The sequence below is a fragment of the Undibacterium sp. GrIS 1.8 genome, from assembly GCF_040544445.1.
Taxonomy (GTDB): domain Bacteria; phylum Pseudomonadota; class Gammaproteobacteria; order Burkholderiales; family Burkholderiaceae_D; genus Undibacterium.
Genome location: NZ_JBEONQ010000072.1, coordinates 1 through 14,679 on the forward strand (window position 1 = coordinate 1; position 14,679 = coordinate 14,679).

General features: G+C 48.6%; 17 protein-coding genes and 2 pseudogenes. 6 read left to right on the top strand and 13 right to left on the bottom strand.

Annotated features, from left to right (window positions below; all coding sequences use genetic code 11):
- The 4 genes from istB (AAKU64_RS20750) to AAKU64_RS20765 all read right to left on the bottom strand — a co-directional run.
- On the bottom strand, positions 1-877 hold an 877-nt coding region (gene istB / locus AAKU64_RS20750; RefSeq protein ID WP_503012723.1), incomplete at its 3' end, for an IS21-like element helper ATPase IstB.
- Positions 867-2,375 (bottom strand): IS21 family transposase, encoded by a 1,509-nt coding sequence (istA, locus tag AAKU64_RS20755; protein WP_354362894.1) that lies wholly within the window; start codon positions 2,373-2,375, stop codon positions 867-869. The genes istB (AAKU64_RS20750) and istA (AAKU64_RS20755), both read right to left, overlap by 11 nt.
- Before the next feature lie 520 nt (positions 2,376-2,895).
- Positions 2,896-3,108 carry a hypothetical protein gene (locus AAKU64_RS20760; protein ID WP_322118930.1) on the bottom strand — a complete coding sequence of 71 codons (213 nt, stop codon included), beginning with the start codon at positions 3,106-3,108 and terminating at the stop codon, positions 2,896-2,898.
- 45 nt (positions 3,109-3,153) lie between these two features.
- Positions 3,154-3,363 (bottom strand): hypothetical protein, encoded by a 210-nt coding sequence (locus tag AAKU64_RS20765; RefSeq protein ID WP_354335572.1) that lies wholly within the window; start codon positions 3,361-3,363, stop codon positions 3,154-3,156.
- A gap of 1,317 nt (positions 3,364-4,680) precedes the next feature.
- Between AAKU64_RS20765 and AAKU64_RS20770 the strand changes: the two genes are divergently transcribed.
- Positions 4,681-5,082 carry an HNH endonuclease gene (locus tag AAKU64_RS20770; RefSeq protein WP_354335575.1) on the top strand — a complete coding sequence of 134 codons (402 nt, stop codon included), beginning with the start codon at positions 4,681-4,683 and terminating at the stop codon, positions 5,080-5,082.
- 360 nt (positions 5,083-5,442) lie between these two features.
- Here the strand turns inward: AAKU64_RS20770 and AAKU64_RS20775 are convergent, their stop codons facing one another.
- The 4 genes from AAKU64_RS20775 to AAKU64_RS20790 form a co-directional block, all read right to left on the bottom strand.
- The gene (locus AAKU64_RS20775) at positions 5,443-5,898 is read right to left on the bottom strand and encodes a fasciclin domain-containing protein (RefSeq protein ID WP_354335577.1); all 456 of its coding nucleotides are present in this window, start codon (positions 5,896-5,898) and stop codon (positions 5,443-5,445) included.
- Positions 5,899-6,125: 227 nt separating this feature from the next.
- On the bottom strand, positions 6,126-6,566 hold the full coding sequence (locus AAKU64_RS20780) for a c-type cytochrome (RefSeq protein WP_354335579.1): 441 nt from the start codon (positions 6,564-6,566) through the stop codon (positions 6,126-6,128).
- An 83-nt stretch (positions 6,567-6,649) separates the two neighbouring features.
- Positions 6,650-7,990 carry a Y-family DNA polymerase gene (locus AAKU64_RS20785; RefSeq protein ID WP_354335581.1) on the bottom strand — a complete coding sequence of 447 codons (1,341 nt, stop codon included), beginning with the start codon at positions 7,988-7,990 and terminating at the stop codon, positions 6,650-6,652.
- A gap of 13 nt (positions 7,991-8,003) precedes the next feature.
- Positions 8,004-8,486 (bottom strand): LexA family protein, encoded by a 483-nt coding sequence (locus AAKU64_RS20790; protein WP_354335583.1) that lies wholly within the window; start codon positions 8,484-8,486, stop codon positions 8,004-8,006.
- Between the two features lie 148 nt (positions 8,487-8,634).
- Here AAKU64_RS20790 and AAKU64_RS20795 point away from each other — a divergent pair, with 148 nt between their 5' ends.
- Positions 8,635-9,318 carry an SOS response-associated peptidase gene (locus AAKU64_RS20795; protein ID WP_354335585.1) on the top strand — a complete coding sequence of 228 codons (684 nt, stop codon included), beginning with the start codon at positions 8,635-8,637 and terminating at the stop codon, positions 9,316-9,318.
- Between the two features lie 185 nt (positions 9,319-9,503).
- Here the strand turns inward: AAKU64_RS20795 and AAKU64_RS20800 are convergent.
- The 5 genes and pseudogenes from AAKU64_RS20800 to AAKU64_RS22690 all read right to left on the bottom strand — a co-directional run.
- Positions 9,504-9,683: pseudogene (locus AAKU64_RS20800) on the bottom strand (DDE-type integrase/transposase/recombinase); the annotation flags it as partial.
- 209 nt (positions 9,684-9,892) lie between these two features.
- The gene (istB, locus tag AAKU64_RS20805; RefSeq protein ID WP_354362895.1) at positions 9,893-10,714 is read right to left on the bottom strand and encodes an IS21-like element helper ATPase IstB; all 822 of its coding nucleotides are present in this window, start codon (positions 10,712-10,714) and stop codon (positions 9,893-9,895) included.
- On the bottom strand, positions 10,711-12,240 hold the full coding sequence (gene istA / locus AAKU64_RS20810; protein WP_354362896.1) for an IS21 family transposase: 1,530 nt from the start codon (positions 12,238-12,240) through the stop codon (positions 10,711-10,713). The genes istB (AAKU64_RS20805) and istA (AAKU64_RS20810) overlap by 4 nt, the downstream gene beginning before the upstream one ends.
- A 220-nt stretch (positions 12,241-12,460) precedes the next feature.
- Entirely contained in the window at positions 12,461-12,697 is a 237-nt protein-coding gene (locus tag AAKU64_RS22685) for a hypothetical protein (RefSeq protein ID WP_503012678.1), read from the bottom strand.
- A gap of 12 nt (positions 12,698-12,709) precedes the next feature.
- Positions 12,710-13,045 carry a recombinase family protein gene (locus tag AAKU64_RS22690; protein ID WP_503012677.1) on the bottom strand — a complete coding sequence of 112 codons (336 nt, stop codon included), beginning with the start codon at positions 13,043-13,045 and terminating at the stop codon, positions 12,710-12,712.
- Positions 13,046-13,271: 226 nt separating this feature from the next.
- Here AAKU64_RS22690 and AAKU64_RS20820 point away from each other — a divergent pair, with 226 nt between their 5' ends.
- The 4 genes and pseudogenes from AAKU64_RS20820 (at position 13,272) to AAKU64_RS20835 (ending at position 14,440) form a co-directional block, all read left to right on the top strand.
- Complete coding sequence (locus AAKU64_RS20820) at positions 13,272-13,535, top strand: type II toxin-antitoxin system RelB/DinJ family antitoxin (RefSeq protein WP_354335795.1); 264 nt, start codon at positions 13,272-13,274, stop codon at positions 13,533-13,535.
- Positions 13,522-13,803 carry a type II toxin-antitoxin system YafQ family toxin gene (locus AAKU64_RS20825; RefSeq protein ID WP_354335794.1) on the top strand — a complete coding sequence of 94 codons (282 nt, stop codon included), beginning with the start codon at positions 13,522-13,524 and terminating at the stop codon, positions 13,801-13,803. The genes AAKU64_RS20820 and AAKU64_RS20825 overlap by 14 nt, the downstream gene beginning before the upstream one ends.
- A gap of 9 nt (positions 13,804-13,812) precedes the next feature.
- Entirely contained in the window at positions 13,813-13,980 is a 168-nt protein-coding gene (locus tag AAKU64_RS20830) for an ATP-binding protein (protein WP_354335792.1), read from the top strand.
- A gap of 47 nt (positions 13,981-14,027) precedes the next feature.
- A pseudogene (locus AAKU64_RS20835) lies at positions 14,028-14,440 on the top strand (transposase family protein).
- Positions 14,441-14,679 lie beyond the last annotated feature (239 nt).

The window sequence follows — 14,679 nt, forward strand, 5'->3', positions numbered from 1 at the left end:
GATTTAAGCACAGCAAAAATCGTTCTGAACAAGCCGATAAAGTGGAAAAATTTGGACGCTGACAGGTGGTAAATATTGAACGCTGTTTGACAGGTTTTGCAGTGTTTTCTCCTTTTTTAGTAGATTTTCTGGGTGATGATTTACGTGTTGATTCACTCTGTTTGAATCGCCAAGAGTTGTTTCCAGTTTCAATGATATGGCAATGATGAGTTAGTCGATCCAATAAGGCAGTCGTCATCTTCGCATCGCCAAATACCGCAGGCCATTCTGCAAAGCTCAGGTTGGTCGTGATGGCAACGCTGGTGCGCTCATAGAGTTTTGAGAGTAGATGGAATAGTAAAGCGCCGCCTGTTTGACTAAAAGGCAAATAACCAAGCTCATCGAGAATGACCAAGTCGGCATAGATGAGGCGATGCGCGATTTGACCTTGTCTGCCTGCCGCTTTTTCTAACTCCAAGGCATTGACCAATTCAATCGTTGAGAAGAAACGGACACGCTTTCCATATTGCGTGATTGCCTGCACACCTAGTGCCGTTGCCAAATGTGTTTTTCCTGTGCCAGGACCGCCAATAAAGACAAGGTTGTGCGCAACGTCCAGAAATGACATCGTATATAGCTGCCGCATTAAGGCCTCATCGACACTCGATTCGGCAAAGTCGAAGCCATGGAAATCACGGTGAGACGGAAATCTGGCAACAGTCATTTGATAAGCGATTGATCGCACTTCACGATCTGCACTTTCTGAGCGAAGTAACTGCGTCATAAACTGCTCAGGATCAAATTCTTTCATCCTTGACTGCGCAACCAGTTCTGACCAGCTCTGTGCCATCCTATGTAATTTGAGTGATTTTAAGTGACTAATAATTTCATGAGACATCATGATTCTCCAATTGAATTGAACGCAAACGTTCATAACGATTGACGTTGGCGACAGGTTCTTCTTTTAAGACCAAATGGGTTTCGATCAACATTGGCGGAGCAGTTTCTTTTAATCTGCCAAGAATATTTGAAATGTGTTCTCCGCTGATATGGCCTACTTCTAAAGCGCATTCGACGGCAACTAATACCGTATCAAGTCCATGCAAGGGAATAGCCGATAAGACTTCTGCCATCAATCTGTCACCACCACTATGGTTCAGTAACTGCTTCTGTAAAATTTGCAGCGGCTCAGGCATCGTCATAAATGGCGCGCCATTACGCAAAGCCCCTGGCTTTTGCGTAATGATGGGAATGTAGTGTTGCCATTGATAGAAGGTCTGGTAGCGCTCGAAACAACGGGTATGCCGTGCGATTTCTAAATCGTCCGCAATGAGCGTGATGACATCTGGATAGATATGCAAACTGATCACCCGATGTGCATAAGGCGTCGGTACGCTATATCGGTTGCGTTGGAAGTGAATTAAACTCGTTCCTGAGACCCGTACAGGTTGCGCAACGTAGCCATCAAATGCTTTAGGCATCGGCATCAGTTGTAGGCATTCCTCCTGCAGAACTTCAGCCACCGTCATGGCCGGCCAATCGGGATGAGCCATGCTTTCCCAGGCCTGTTGACACCGTTGTGCCACCCACATGTTAAGGTGCTCGAAAGATGTCCAGCGCTGATCCAACGCTTCTGCCCAAATTTGACGGCGCCTATCTTGGACGTTCTTCTCGACAATGCCTTTCTCCCAGCCAGAGGCGACGTTGCAAAATTCTGGCTCAAACAGGTAGTGGCCACACATCGATTGGAAACGAGCATTCACAATACGCTCTTTGCCACGCAGAACCTTATCGACAGCCGTCTTCATATTGTCGTAAATACCGCGTCTTGGAATGCCTCCGAACGCTTGGAATGAGCGAGTATGCGCATCAAAAAGCATTTCATGGCTTTGCATCGGATAAGCGATCATCCAAAAAGCACGACTGCTCGCTAATTTACAATGTGACACTTCGATACGCTTACGCAGACCACCAATCCAAGCGTATTCACAACTCCAATCAAATTGAAATGCTTCGCCATGCGCAAAACGCAATGGCACAAAGGCTTTACGTTGCGGCGCATCCCCCAATGCCTGTCGCAGTTGACGAACATGCGCACTCGTTCGCACATAGCTACCTTTAAAACCTTGTGCTTTGATGGCTTCAAACATCACTTTGGCTGTGCGTCGATCACGTTTAGGTCGATGGCTATCTGTTTCTAACCATTGCCGTAATTGGCCTGTGAAAGGATCAATTAATCGGCTGACTTGTCGCGGAGGGTACCTCGGCTCTTGCATTGCTTCTTTTTTGAGCCAGTTACTGATGGTATTGCGAGACAAATTGGTTCGTCTCGTAATTTCTCGTATCGAGAGTTTGTCGCGGAAATACATCCGCCTTATTTTGGCTAACATGCCCACGGTGATCACTCCATGTCTCCCTGCTCATTTGTTAAGCAGGCAATTCAATCACGTGGCTCAGTTTTGGATGAAATTTATTCTAAAAAGTGGCTTAGTTTAGGGTCATCGTCAACACCATTGCCAGAGTTTTATACTAAGGTCTGGAACACCACAATAGAAGTCTGGATTCCGACTCAATTGCGGCAATACTGCTTCGCGAACGAATGGTGTGCACTTGTCATCAGGGTAGGGAACTTCTACGTAAAATTCCTCACCTGTGTCAGTGACTATGCAGATACTGATTAGGATCGGTTCCAGCAAGTCGGTGAATTCCGTGTCGATGAAAACACTTATTTTTAGCTCTGGGATGGGATGAAAATCTGAAATTGCAAGTCAAAGCATTAATGCCGAGGCTGACACTAACTGTGTAGTACTTGAACGAGATTATTAATTAAACTATCGAGTAAATAGTAGTTGTACCAATGATTGACGTCCTACATTCCCCTGCGGGAACTAGGACGGCAAATGAGACCCAAAAGAATTATTGCAGATGAGAGCAAGGTATATCATTTATGTGTTGCGCCGCCATTCTGGCCCAAATAAGGTAGCCATCATCGACGAGCTCCCTAACACGACTTTCCCCCAATTCACGTAATAAGACCGGCGTTATTGCGCCGAGTTTGCGTTCAAGTAAAGTTTCCCAGAGCGCTTGCTCTTGTTCTTCAAACTCTATCCAGCCATTGACTATGCGCATTGTTTAACTCCATTAGTTAACTGTCGAATTACGGACAACAAGATCTCAGAGTCCTCGTTTCCATTGTTTCTTGACGCCCTCTATCGCGCCCCCTAAAGGTGAAAAATAGGCACGAAGGGTATAGCGCCAGAAGCCTTTCCATCCAGACTCTTGAACTCGCGCATGGGCGACCTCTGATGCTTGCCATGCCCCAATAAAAATCGCACAAAATAATTTCCAACTAAATACTAAAATACGTTTTGCTAATGTCAGCACGGTTCTTCTCCTAAATTAAACTCGTTGAACACAACCATGGCTTCATTGCCTAGTGCACAGTGATGGCAGGTCGATGTAAAGATGGAGGCTGCTAGTTCTTTTGAGGTCATTCATTTCAAAGATTTCCCATTGAAATCGATACCTCAACAACGTTAGAATCCCATATAAAAGAGTCTTGTCAAATTGCAGAAAATTGAATAACTGCTTCGGAATTGGATGCTTATCCCAACAGTGCAAATCTCATTGAGAAAGCAGATATCAACGGGCGAACTAAGAAAGAAGACGATGAGAAAAACTGTAGGGGAAGGGAGGGGGGGCAGTGCTGGTGATGTAGAGCGTTAGCCGAATTAGGCTAAGCTACGACGAGTAAGCTGAATTCGAAGTTAATTGGGTATGTTCTAGAAAAATAGCCCTAGACTATGGCTGAATTTCGCCTACGCTATTCTTTTAGTGAGCAAATGTGTTTTCAGGGAAAATGATATAAACATGAGTTTATTAGCGATAGGCATTCTGAGTTTGCAGACTCTCTGTGGTCTCTACGGATTATATTTACTGATTGGTTGTATCCGTGGGCTTTTGCATGAACGTACCGGGCAGGAAATTCATCGTCGCTCTTTATGAAGAATGTTTATCTCAAAATTTGCTACTCCACTTGGTGAGCATTTTGTCGATCATTGCATTGCGGCTGATTCTGAGCGGCAAACGGGATGCATGTCTGTCACGAAACCAAAAAGATGTAGGTATCTAAGAATGTATCAAGATGTTTCCCCACTGTGCATCGTTGACCGATCAGCATTCCGGCCGTGCTTGCCAAAGTTTTTCGCAGATACAAACGTCTAGTTGGCGCTAGTTGTTAGTTCGACAAAGCCTATTGTAAGGTGACTGGTCAATTGCAGTATTTTTTGGCATCCCGTCGATCGCAACAGCACCACCATCGATCTTCTGCTCACCCTCCAACGCTTGTCGTGATTTACCTGCAGCGCGACGCTTCTTCAAACAGACTATAGGACTGTATAGTTTGCCGATGAAAATTACCATTGACAAGAGCGGTGCCAAAACCACAGAGATCGATAGGGTAAGGGCGGACATCCGCGCTGATATCGAACTATGTTGGATCAAGTATCTTATTATATCGTTGAGCAAGAACATCTTGCCACGAGGTGGATTGTGCGATCCATATTCGGCCTCAAGGATTTTATTGTGACCGCATTCCTTGCGCTGCATTAGGACCCTGCAGATGATCAAAAAAGGCCCGCCTTACTGTCTGACGGTGTGGACAAAAACGTAGACTAATTTATCAGATCTAATTATTGCGACATGACGAGTCGATTGCTGGTCAGCAACAGTTTGCCATCGCAGCTATCATTCATCGATATCCATTCGTATTCTGCCATGAAACGTAAACAAGTCGATCCACCCGGCTGGCATATGGAATCCAGTGCGCCTATCTGCCCGCTTTGCGCAAGGCCGATTCCTACTGCGCAGCGTGACGCACATCACCTGATCCCGAAGATGAAAGGTGGCAAGCTGACGGTAACGATGCACCGCATTTGCCATCGTCATATTCACGCCTTATTTACCGAAACCGAACTAGCGCGTGATTTCAACACCGCGGAAGCATTGCTACAGCAAGCGGAAATCCAAAAATTCGTTCGTTGGGTACAAACCAAGCCGGACGATTTTTTTGAAAGGACGCGGCGCGCCGGACGCCGTCGGTAAATACAAAACTTCCCACTGCGGTCGCCAAACTAGCTTCGGTGGGCGTTGCCTCGCGGGGTGCGAGTTTGACCGTTTATGTCGCAATAAGTGAATCTAATAGAGTTTGATCCGGATGATTTCTGTGAAGGTCGCATCAAAAGCACCCTCCGCGAGCGTCTCAAGCGACTGAATATCCATTGGAAATCATAATGCTTTGTGCGCACTGATACGTGGCATCCCTACTGTGTTTTCGTCAAATAGGTCAAACTTCGAGCTTAACCTGCTCAGGATATTTTTATGCGGAAAACCCCCAAAAACTGGTATCCAACTTTTTGGGATTAGTTAAGTAAGTATCTTTCTTACTCAAACAATTTTTCTAAATTAATTAGGCATAATCACTGAGTCAATGACATGGATCACACCGTTGTCGGCCACAATATCGGTTTTCACCACGTTTGCATTGTCTACTTTAACCTTACCCCCGGCAGTCGTCACCATCAGCGAACTACCTTCGACAGTTTTGACAGGACCCGCCTTTACATCCGCTGCCATTACCTTACCAGCTACAACATGATAAGTGAGTACTTTAGTCAACGCAGCCTTATCCTTTAAAAGAGCATCGAGCTTATTTTTTGGAATTTTTGCGAATGCTTCGTCAGTCGGTGCAAAAACAGTGAATGGGCCCGGACCTTTTAATGTCTCAACTAGTCCAGCGGCCTTGATGGCGGTAACCAATGTTTTAAAAGAACCTGCTGCCACGGCGGTATCAACAATGTCAGCTGCTTGAGCTGATACGAAAGCAAAAGTGAGCACTGCTGCTGTAATTAATTTCTTCATTTTGTGATTTCCTCGAATATTGATCAGGCGGGATAGCCTCAGTTGCATACAACTATTGATCAAAACAGTTGAGCAAGGAAATGTTACACCAACTAAATACGTAAAGTTTTCGAATAACGTGACAAAACTGGATCAATATCGCAATTGGAATTGCCCGGTCCTTGAGACTGGTTTAGATCACAATTAATATTTATCGCTGCCTCAACTCATGCGCTTTGTATGAGTATCTACTTTGGATCAACTGGAAAACTACGCAAATAAGCAAGTAAATCATCGACCTTCTTCTTATCGCTGAGACCCCAAAATCTCATTTTTGTACCAGGAATTAGATCGCTGGGTGAATTAATGAATTTCGTCAAAGACTGTTCGGACCAGACGATACCCGATTGTTTGATTGCAGCTGAATATCGACTCTGGTAATCAACCGTGCTACCCGCTACTCGCCCAAAAATACCATTTAGTTGTGGCCCAAACCCAGCTCTTGCGCCAGGCCCAACAGCGTGACAAGACGCACATGCCAAACTTACAAAAAGTGCCTTTCCAGATGCAACGGAGTCTGTCGCATAGGATGATTGCATCTGACACGCTGTAACCAATACGATGCAGAGCCGACCAACGATCTTTGGAACGCTAGAATTGATAGCTGGCTTATTTTCACCTGTATTCATAATTGACTTTCATCGGAGCGAAGACACTGATAGTTTCAAGGAGTTACTGCACATCGGTAAATATACAAGGCAGTTAATCTATCTTATCTCGCAAAAGCTAAAGGCGTCTCATCCCATCTCGTCGTATATTTCGGCGACTTCTTCTCGGCCCGCATACTCCAACGTTTTTGCATGCCACACGAGGCAATGTTCACTGAATTAGCGCCTAGTTCTCTGTTGAGGATGTCAATGGTCTTCATGAGCTTACTAGAGCGCTGTGCTTGCTCGCCGTGTGGATCAAACAAAGCGCCTTGCGTTTGTCCTGCATTGGATAGGTCTAGCAGCATGACAGCCACTTTCTTGTACCAGTAGCCAGGACGGTAGATTTGTTCGAGGCCGAATAAGGCGGCACCAATCAAGGTTCTTGTGTCGTCAGTGGGATCAGGTAAGGGAATGACAATGCCATTATTGTATTGCTTGTCTCGTTGGCGGAATGGGTTGGTTCTGACCGCGACATGAATTGCGGCACAGACGGAGTGTTGACGACGAAGCTTCTCTGCGGCGCGGGTCATGTAAGAGGCAGCGGCCTCGTTGAGTTCATCAATGGTGAGAACTAATTGGCCGAATGAGCGTGAGGAGATGATCTGTTTCTTTGGCGAGACGACATCTTCCATATCCAGGCAAGAGAGTCCTCTGAGTTCGTTGACCGTGCGTTCCATCACTACACCAAAGTGAGCGCGTAATAATTTGATGGGGGCGTCTCTCAGCTCTTGTACGGTATTGATATTCATCTCTTGGAGTCGCGCACTGAGTCGTCCTCCGACGCCCCAGACCTCCCCTACAGCGATGGTCGCGAATAGGGCGCTTAAGTCTGGTTCAGGAATGGCATTGAAATCACAGACACTATTAAATTCTGGCCATTTCTTGGCGACGTGGTTGGCGAGTTTGGCGAGTGTCTTGGAGGAGGCAATACCAACGCAGACTGGCAAACCAGTCCATTGGGCGACGCGAAGGCGGATATGTTGCCCCATAACCATCGATGATTGCCAGAGTCCTTGCATACCGTTGAGACTGAGAAAGGATTCGTCAATCGAATACACTTCAACATCAGGGCTGTAATCGCGCAAAATACTGGCGACCCGGTTAGACATGTCACCATAGAGCGTGTAGTTCGAGGATAAGGCAATGATGTCGTGTTCCTTTGCCAGGTCTTTCATCATGAACCAAGGCATTCCCATTTTAACGCCGAGGGCTTTGACTTCATTAGAGCGTGCGACAGCACAGCCGTCATTGTTGGAAAGTACGACCACAGGTCGATTGGCAAGCCGTGGATTAAATACGCGCTCACAAGACACATAGAAGTTATTGCAGTCGACTAAGGCAAATAGTTGCTTACTGGCGCTGAGCTGATTTGTTGCAGGTGGTTGAGCTGGGAGATCGTTCATGGCACTAGTCTCTTTACACCTTGAAGCGCCGTAAGACGCCAATCACGATTCCCCAAATTTGAAGCTCGTCCGTGTCACTAAAGCGAATTGGTTGGTACGCAGGGTTCTCTGCGCGCAGTTCTATCACACCACGCCATTTGAAGAGCTTTTTGACCGTATAGTCGTTATTGATCACGGCAATCACGATATGACCATGACGAGGATCGATAGCACGGTCTACGACAACCTTGTCACCATCGAAGATGCCGGCACCAATCATGGAGTCCCCTTGTACAGTAAAGACAAAGGTCGAGGCTTTATGCCGGATCATGTAGGTGTTGAGATCCAAGGTCTCTTCTACGTAGTCATCGGCAGGTGATGGGAACCCGGCTGGGACCTTCTGTACGAATAAAGGGACACCGGCTAACTCTGGATTGCTAGCAGCGGCCAGCGGTGTCTGATGGAGTGTCGCTAATGGTGGATCTATGGCGCGATTAAAGGAAATAACGGTGTTCATGATGCAAGTGTTGCCTATGTTCTTACAAGCAAATGAGTTTGCTAGAGGGTTTATTAGTGGATTTACCTGCGACTTTTATACTGATTAAATATACAGTATAATTAAGGTCAATGGTGTGGCGCGTCAAAATAAGAGAGGGTCAAAATAAATGTGTGGACGATTTGCTTTAGCACACCCAAAGCCAGTGTTGGAAGAATGGATCGACGTATCGGCAATGCCAGACTTTTTAGCCCGTTATAACATTGCGCCTGGCACCAAGATCATGGTGGTGAGGGAGTGCAAAGATGGTCGACTCGGTTCATTGATGCGCTGGGGATTGGTGCCGCCCTGGATCACGGACGCAAGTAAGCTGGCCATGATGAATAACGCACGTGGCGAGACAGCGGCTGAAAAACCGATGTTCAAGCAGGCATTCCACCTCCGTCGCTGTATTGTTCCAATCTCTGGTTTCTATGAATGGAAAGTGATACCAGGACAAAAAACAAAACAACCTTTTTATATTTCATTCAAAGATAAGTCACCAATGGCATTAGCAGGGATCTGGGAGACCAGTAAATTACCTGATGGTGAGACAGGTTCTTTTTTAGAGACCTGTGCAATTCTCACGGTTGGTTCCAACGCTATGATGGAACCCATCCACGACCGGATGCCAGTGATTTTAGCGAGGGAGGATTGGGACTTGTGGCTGACACCGGATACTTTGCCTACATCTGAGCTGATGCCTTTAATCAAACCCTATGATGCTAGTCAGATGCAGGCTTGGTGCGTGTCGACAGAGGTCAACCGAGCAGCGAATAATTCAGCTGCGTTGTTGTCGCCAGTGTTAATTTGATTCTATAATTGATGTTCTCCCGCACCTCAGCCGCGCGGCTGCTGCTCACACAGAAAGGAAGGGGATTCCTGCTACCAGCGTCGTTCGGGTTCTGTCGCGATAAGGAACTAAAGTTTAGCTGAAGCAGCGAGGTAGCGGAAAAATCAGAAAGCTAAAGAGTAGAATTGATCTGCAGCAGATGTAACTTAACCATCGGGACAATTGAGCTGTCCCTTTTTAATCATGTGCATCGTTTCAATGCCGGCGATGAGTTTGGTGGCACAATGAAATTTTTTGAATCCCAGCATGGGTCGCGTTCGGCGCTTGATGGCTCGGTGGTCTTGTTCCACAAGATTGTTCAAATATTTCGATTGGCGCAACGTGATTTCCAGGCCGCTGTCGGCGATCAGGCTGTTCTGTCAAGCGCGGAGTAAAGATGTACCAAGTAGCGCGCCAAAAGTGTACCAGTTAAGTTAATAAAAAAGAGGGGGTTGATCCTCTGGTTTTGCGTTTCTGATTTTTTATTTCTTGGGGTTACGGGCGAAGCGCGGCGTAGCCCGTCCCCTAACATAATTTATAGTGGCTTGGCTTCCTCCTACTCTATAGATTTTGATTTCACGTTCTGCTTTTGCCGTTTCTTGCTGGTGGCCAATCGATACGATTCGCCATTCATTTCCAGGATATGCACATGATGGGTCAGGCGATCGAGCAACGCACCGGTCAGTCTCTCTGAACCCAAGACGCTCGTCCATTGATCAAATGGCAGATTCGATGTCACCAGCGTAGCGCCATGTTCATAGCGGCGGCTGAACACCTCGAACAAGAGTTCTGCACCGATCGCTGTAAATGGCAGATAGCCCAGTTCATCAATGATCAATAATTTGACGTTAGCCAGTTGCTTTTGCAATGTGCGCAACCGCTTCTCATCGCGTGCCTCCATCAGTTCATGCATCAGGGCTGCCGCCGTCGTAAAGGCAACGCTCATCCCTTTCTGGCACGCGGCCAATCCCAATGCCAGTGCTGTATGCGTCTTGCCTAGACCGGAAGGTCCCAGCGCAATGATGTTCTCGCGCTTGTCGATCCATTCGCAGCGCATCAATTCCAACACCAATGATTTGTTCAACACGGGGATTGCGGCAAAGTCGAATGTATCGAGACTCTTAGTCACTGGGAATTTCGCCAGACGAATGCGCCGCTCCATATTGTGTCGTTCCCGATCAATGCGCTCCAGTTCGCACAACCGTAGTAAATAACGCGGGTAATCGACGTCTTCACGCGCACAATCAGCGCTCACCTTCTCATATTCGCGTGCAAAGGTCGGTAGCTTCAATGCCTTGAAGTGGTTGACCAACAAGACTTGTGGCGGCACCGCGGTAGGTGCATGGGCGGTCGTCATTTCAACTGGTGCATCGGTCATTGCGCACCTCCGCAAGAAGATTGCTGATTTGCCTTTGGCATGTGCAGCAAGCTCAGATAGGCCTGCGGTTCAGTGGAGCCAACACTGGCACTGGGCAGATACGGGTACAGCGTCAAGTCGAGCTTGATGGGTCGCCGTTCGATCGCGCAGAGAATCAAATGTTTGATGGCGTCAAAGCCGAGTGCCCCCAAACCCATTGCTTGTTTGATGGCGCGCTCGACTTGCGCCATGCTGAAACTCTCAAGCAACCGCAAGACCTGGATATATTCCTTTCGGCCGCGCCGTTCCATGCGCGCTTCCAATACGCGACGCAGGCGGTCGAATACATCAGGCAGTATCCATTCTTGCAATGGCGCCGCCTGGTCGAGCGCACGCGGCTTCTGTTCCAGCAATGCCAGGTAGTGCAATGGGTTGTAAATGAATTCTTCGCGGCCGTAGTTGCGTACATGGCGCGCAATGATGTCGCCAGAGAGACAAATCTCGACGCGATTCACATAGCCCTTGACCAGCACTTCCCGATGGCCGTACTCGGTCGGCACCGAGTAGTCATTGCAGCGGTAACGCACCAGCGACAGTGAAGACACGCGAGTGGAAACCTTATGGCACGCATCGTAGGTGCCATGAGGTAATGCCATCAGCGCGGCGGTGTCGCGCTGCATCCGTTCGGCGATGGTTTCCGTTTCACCGCGCAGTTTGGCTTGCTGGCGCTTGATGCAACCATCGAGCAGCTTGGCATTCAAGGCATCAAAGTCACTGGCGATTGGTAGCGGCACCATGAAGTGACGGCGGCTGTAACCAACCAGCCCTTCGACATTGCCTTTGTCGTTGCCCCTGGCCGGCCGCCCGAACTTGTCGTCGAACAGGTAGTGGCTTTGCAGCTCGCCGAACTCCTTGGTGCGCAGGCGTTTGCCATCGCCCAGTATCTTGGCTACGGCGATCTTGGTGTTGTCGTACAAGATCGATTGCGGGATGCCGCCAAAAAACGTAAAGGCAGCGATGTGACCATCCAGGAAGGATTCGGTATCTTCGGTCGGGTAGGCTTTGACAAAGCAGCCATCCGAATGCGGCAGGTCCATGCAGAAATAATGGAAGCGCACCTTCTTGCCGCCAATATAGCCATCGGCTTCGCCCAAATCGACCTGGGCATGACTAGGCCGGTGTGCCAGAGGGATGAACATTTCCTTCTGGCGCGTGGCGACCTTGTAGACGTAATTGCGCACGATCGTGTAGCCGCCGGTGAAACCATGTTCATCGCGGAGCCGTTCCAGAATGCGGTGCGCAGTGTGGCGCTGTTTTACATGGACTTGTTTGTCGGCATCCAGGATGGCATCGATGATGCCAGTGAACGGGGCGAGCTTGGGGGAGATGGTTTCGCTCTTACGCTGGTAGCCGGGTGGCACGGCAAATTGGCACATCTTCTTGACCGTCTTGTGATGAACGCCAAATAGGCGTGCGGCTTCGCGCTCGCTGCATTTGTCGACCATGACGGCACGTCTGACTTTGACATAGAGTTCCACTGAGTACATCCTTTCCGCCCTTCCTTTGCCCCGTTGGGCATCAGAATACAGGCTGGGACTGGTACACTTTCATTCCGCGTTTCTCGCGAAATCTAGCGCGTTTCAGTGGTACATTTTTACACTGCGGTTCTTAGCGCTGAAAATCGTCAAAATCAGGAATACCATAGAGCGCCGTCTTTTCTGCTTCCGAGAGAATGGTCAGTCGCTCGTTGTTGTCACCGCGCATTTATCATTCGCTTTCAGATGTTGTATCGCGCGCACCAGCCCATCCGACACGGGCCAAAGTTTCAATCAGCGTCGTTCGTTTAACTTCAAAGTTGCGACACACGGCGGCCTTTGACATACCGCTGTTCAATGCGGCAATGATGGCGTCTAGTTTCTCGCCAATAATGGCAGCGGGTCTGCCACCGACTCGGCCACGCCGCTTGGCGGCAGCCAGACCGGTAATGACCCGTTCCTGAATCAAAGCACGTTCGTACTAAGCCAGTGCACTGAATACATGGAACAGCAATTCTCCTGATGCTGTGGTGGTGTCCATGCCTTCAGTGAGCGACCGGAAGGCGACCTGCTTGTCCTTCAGCGTAGTCACGATGGAGAGCAGGTGCGACAGTGAACGGCCAAGTCGATCCAACTTCCAGACAACGAGCACGTCGCCGGGACACACGAACTCTAGCGCCTTGGCCAATCCAGGACGATCATCTTTGGCACCGGAGGCATGATCCTCGAACAAGTGGCGGGCATCGATACCCGCCGCCAGCAGCGCATCGCGTTGCATATTTGTGTTCTGTCGATCCGAGTCCGACGAAACGCGCATGTAGCCAACTAATATAAGCGGATAACCATTAAAATTAGGTTTCCGTATAGCACAGCATAGCGACAAGGTTTTCCGTATATTTTAAGCTTTGCATCGGTAATTTTTCTTGGGGTCGCCAATGCGTCGTAAAACACTTGTTTTCCGACAGCACAATATAAAAACAAGCTAAATGCAAATGACTTATATTTGGGCTACAATGTAGCTCACACCATTAAAGGAGTAAGTCATGTCTGCAAATGCAGTTGTCCGTGCCCGGATCGACGAGCACATTAAGGAAGAGGCGACCATCGTGCTTGCGGCGATGGGACTGACCGTTTCCGACGCCTTTCGCATAATGCTTACACGGGTTGCTCACGACAAGGCGTTGCCTTTCGAGCCATTGGTGCCGAATGCAACTACCATCGAGGCAATGAAGGAAGCACGCCGTGGTGGCTTGAAGTCATTTGCTACTGTTGAAGATTTGATGGCGGATCTGAATGCGGACGATTGAACAGACCGGGCAGTTCAAGCGCGACTATAAACGCGAAGCAAAAGGGCCGCGCCGGCATACGCTGATGGACGATTTCGCGGCCGTCATCACAGCCCTAGCAAACGACCAGCCACTTGCCGAGAAATACCACGATCACATGTTGACCGGCGATTGGAAGGATCACAGGGATTGTCATGTTAAACCCGACCTGATATTAATTTATCGCAAACCAGATGACGCAGTGTTGCAGCTCGTTCGCCTTGGCTCACACAGTGAGCTTGGCCTGTGATTCAGTTAATTGGACAAATTCCGCCGGTTTGGGCTTACAATCCCAACTGAGAAATGGAACGACGCTTTCGATAACAAGACAATTGCGGACGCGGTTCTCGACCGTTTGGTATGTAGTTCCCACTACCACAAGCGGTCCGGCGCGTCGTTAAGGCAAAAAGTTAGAGATACTAAATAAGGTAGTGTCAACTTACGGGCTGCGGGAAAATTTTGTAAAGTAGCGTGATGGAAACATCCCTACGCTACCGCGGCTTCCGCTATCCGGCAGAAATCATTAGTCATGTCGTGTGGCTCTACTTCCGGTTTGCGCGGAGTTTTCGCGACATACAAGAGCTTATGGCCAGCCTTGGCATCATCATCACGTACGAGACGATTCGCCTGTGGCGAAGACGCCAATCATGCCGGGTGTCGAGTATCGCTAGCACAAGGGCCTAAACAACCGGGCCGAACTCTCGCATCAACCGACGCGCCGCTTCAAGTCATCCGGCCAAGCTCAGCGCTTTTTGTCGGCGCAGAACCCGATCAACAATGCCTTTCGGTGCCGGCGCAACCGCTTGACAGCGGAGCAGTACAGGTATGTCCGCACGCAGGCATATTATATATGGGGTGAGGTCACCCACGTAGCAAAAAAAGCCTAATACGTGACACCGTGTTTCCCTACCAGAGACAATTTCGTCTGCAATTCTACAAGTCGCCGTCTCGGTTCAGCAAGTTGACAATAGCCTCATTCAACTGTTACCGCAGGAAATTCCTCTTTAAGCCAAACCACGTGCTGTGAATCCTGGGTGTTTTTGCACAAACGGCGCTAAAGTTCCACAGAATTGATAAATGAGGCGTTTTTTTGCCTCAATCTATACTTTGCATCATCTAAGCATCA

Coding starts and splice junctions, on each gene's coding strand:
- AAKU64_RS20760 (WP_322118930.1), bottom strand. CDS start 3,108: ATGCGCATAGTCAATGGCTGGATAGAGTTTGAAGAACAAGAGCAAGCG.
- AAKU64_RS20770 (WP_354335575.1), top strand. CDS start 4,681: ATGACGAGTCGATTGCTGGTCAGCAACAGTTTGCCATCGCAGCTATCA.
- AAKU64_RS20775 (WP_354335577.1), bottom strand. CDS start 5,898: ATGAAGAAATTAATTACAGCAGCAGTGCTCACTTTTGCTTTCGTATCA.
- AAKU64_RS20780 (WP_354335579.1), bottom strand. CDS start 6,566: ATGAATACAGGTGAAAATAAGCCAGCTATCAATTCTAGCGTTCCAAAG.
- AAKU64_RS20785 (WP_354335581.1), bottom strand. CDS start 7,990: ATGAACGATCTCCCAGCTCAACCACCTGCAACAAATCAGCTCAGCGCC.
- AAKU64_RS20790 (WP_354335583.1), bottom strand. CDS start 8,486: ATGAACACCGTTATTTCCTTTAATCGCGCCATAGATCCACCATTAGCG.
- AAKU64_RS20795 (WP_354335585.1), top strand. CDS start 8,635: ATGTGTGGACGATTTGCTTTAGCACACCCAAAGCCAGTGTTGGAAGAA.
- istB (WP_354362895.1), bottom strand. CDS start 10,714: ATGACCGATGCACCAGTTGAAATGACGACCGCCCATGCACCTACCGCG.
- istA (WP_354362896.1), bottom strand. CDS start 12,240: ATGTACTCAGTGGAACTCTATGTCAAAGTCAGACGTGCCGTCATGGTC.
- AAKU64_RS22690 (WP_503012677.1), bottom strand. CDS start 13,045: ATGCGCGTTTCGTCGGACTCGGATCGACAGAACACAAATATGCAACGC.
- AAKU64_RS20820 (WP_354335795.1), top strand. CDS start 13,272: ATGTCTGCAAATGCAGTTGTCCGTGCCCGGATCGACGAGCACATTAAG.
- AAKU64_RS20825 (WP_354335794.1), top strand. CDS start 13,522: ATGCGGACGATTGAACAGACCGGGCAGTTCAAGCGCGACTATAAACGC.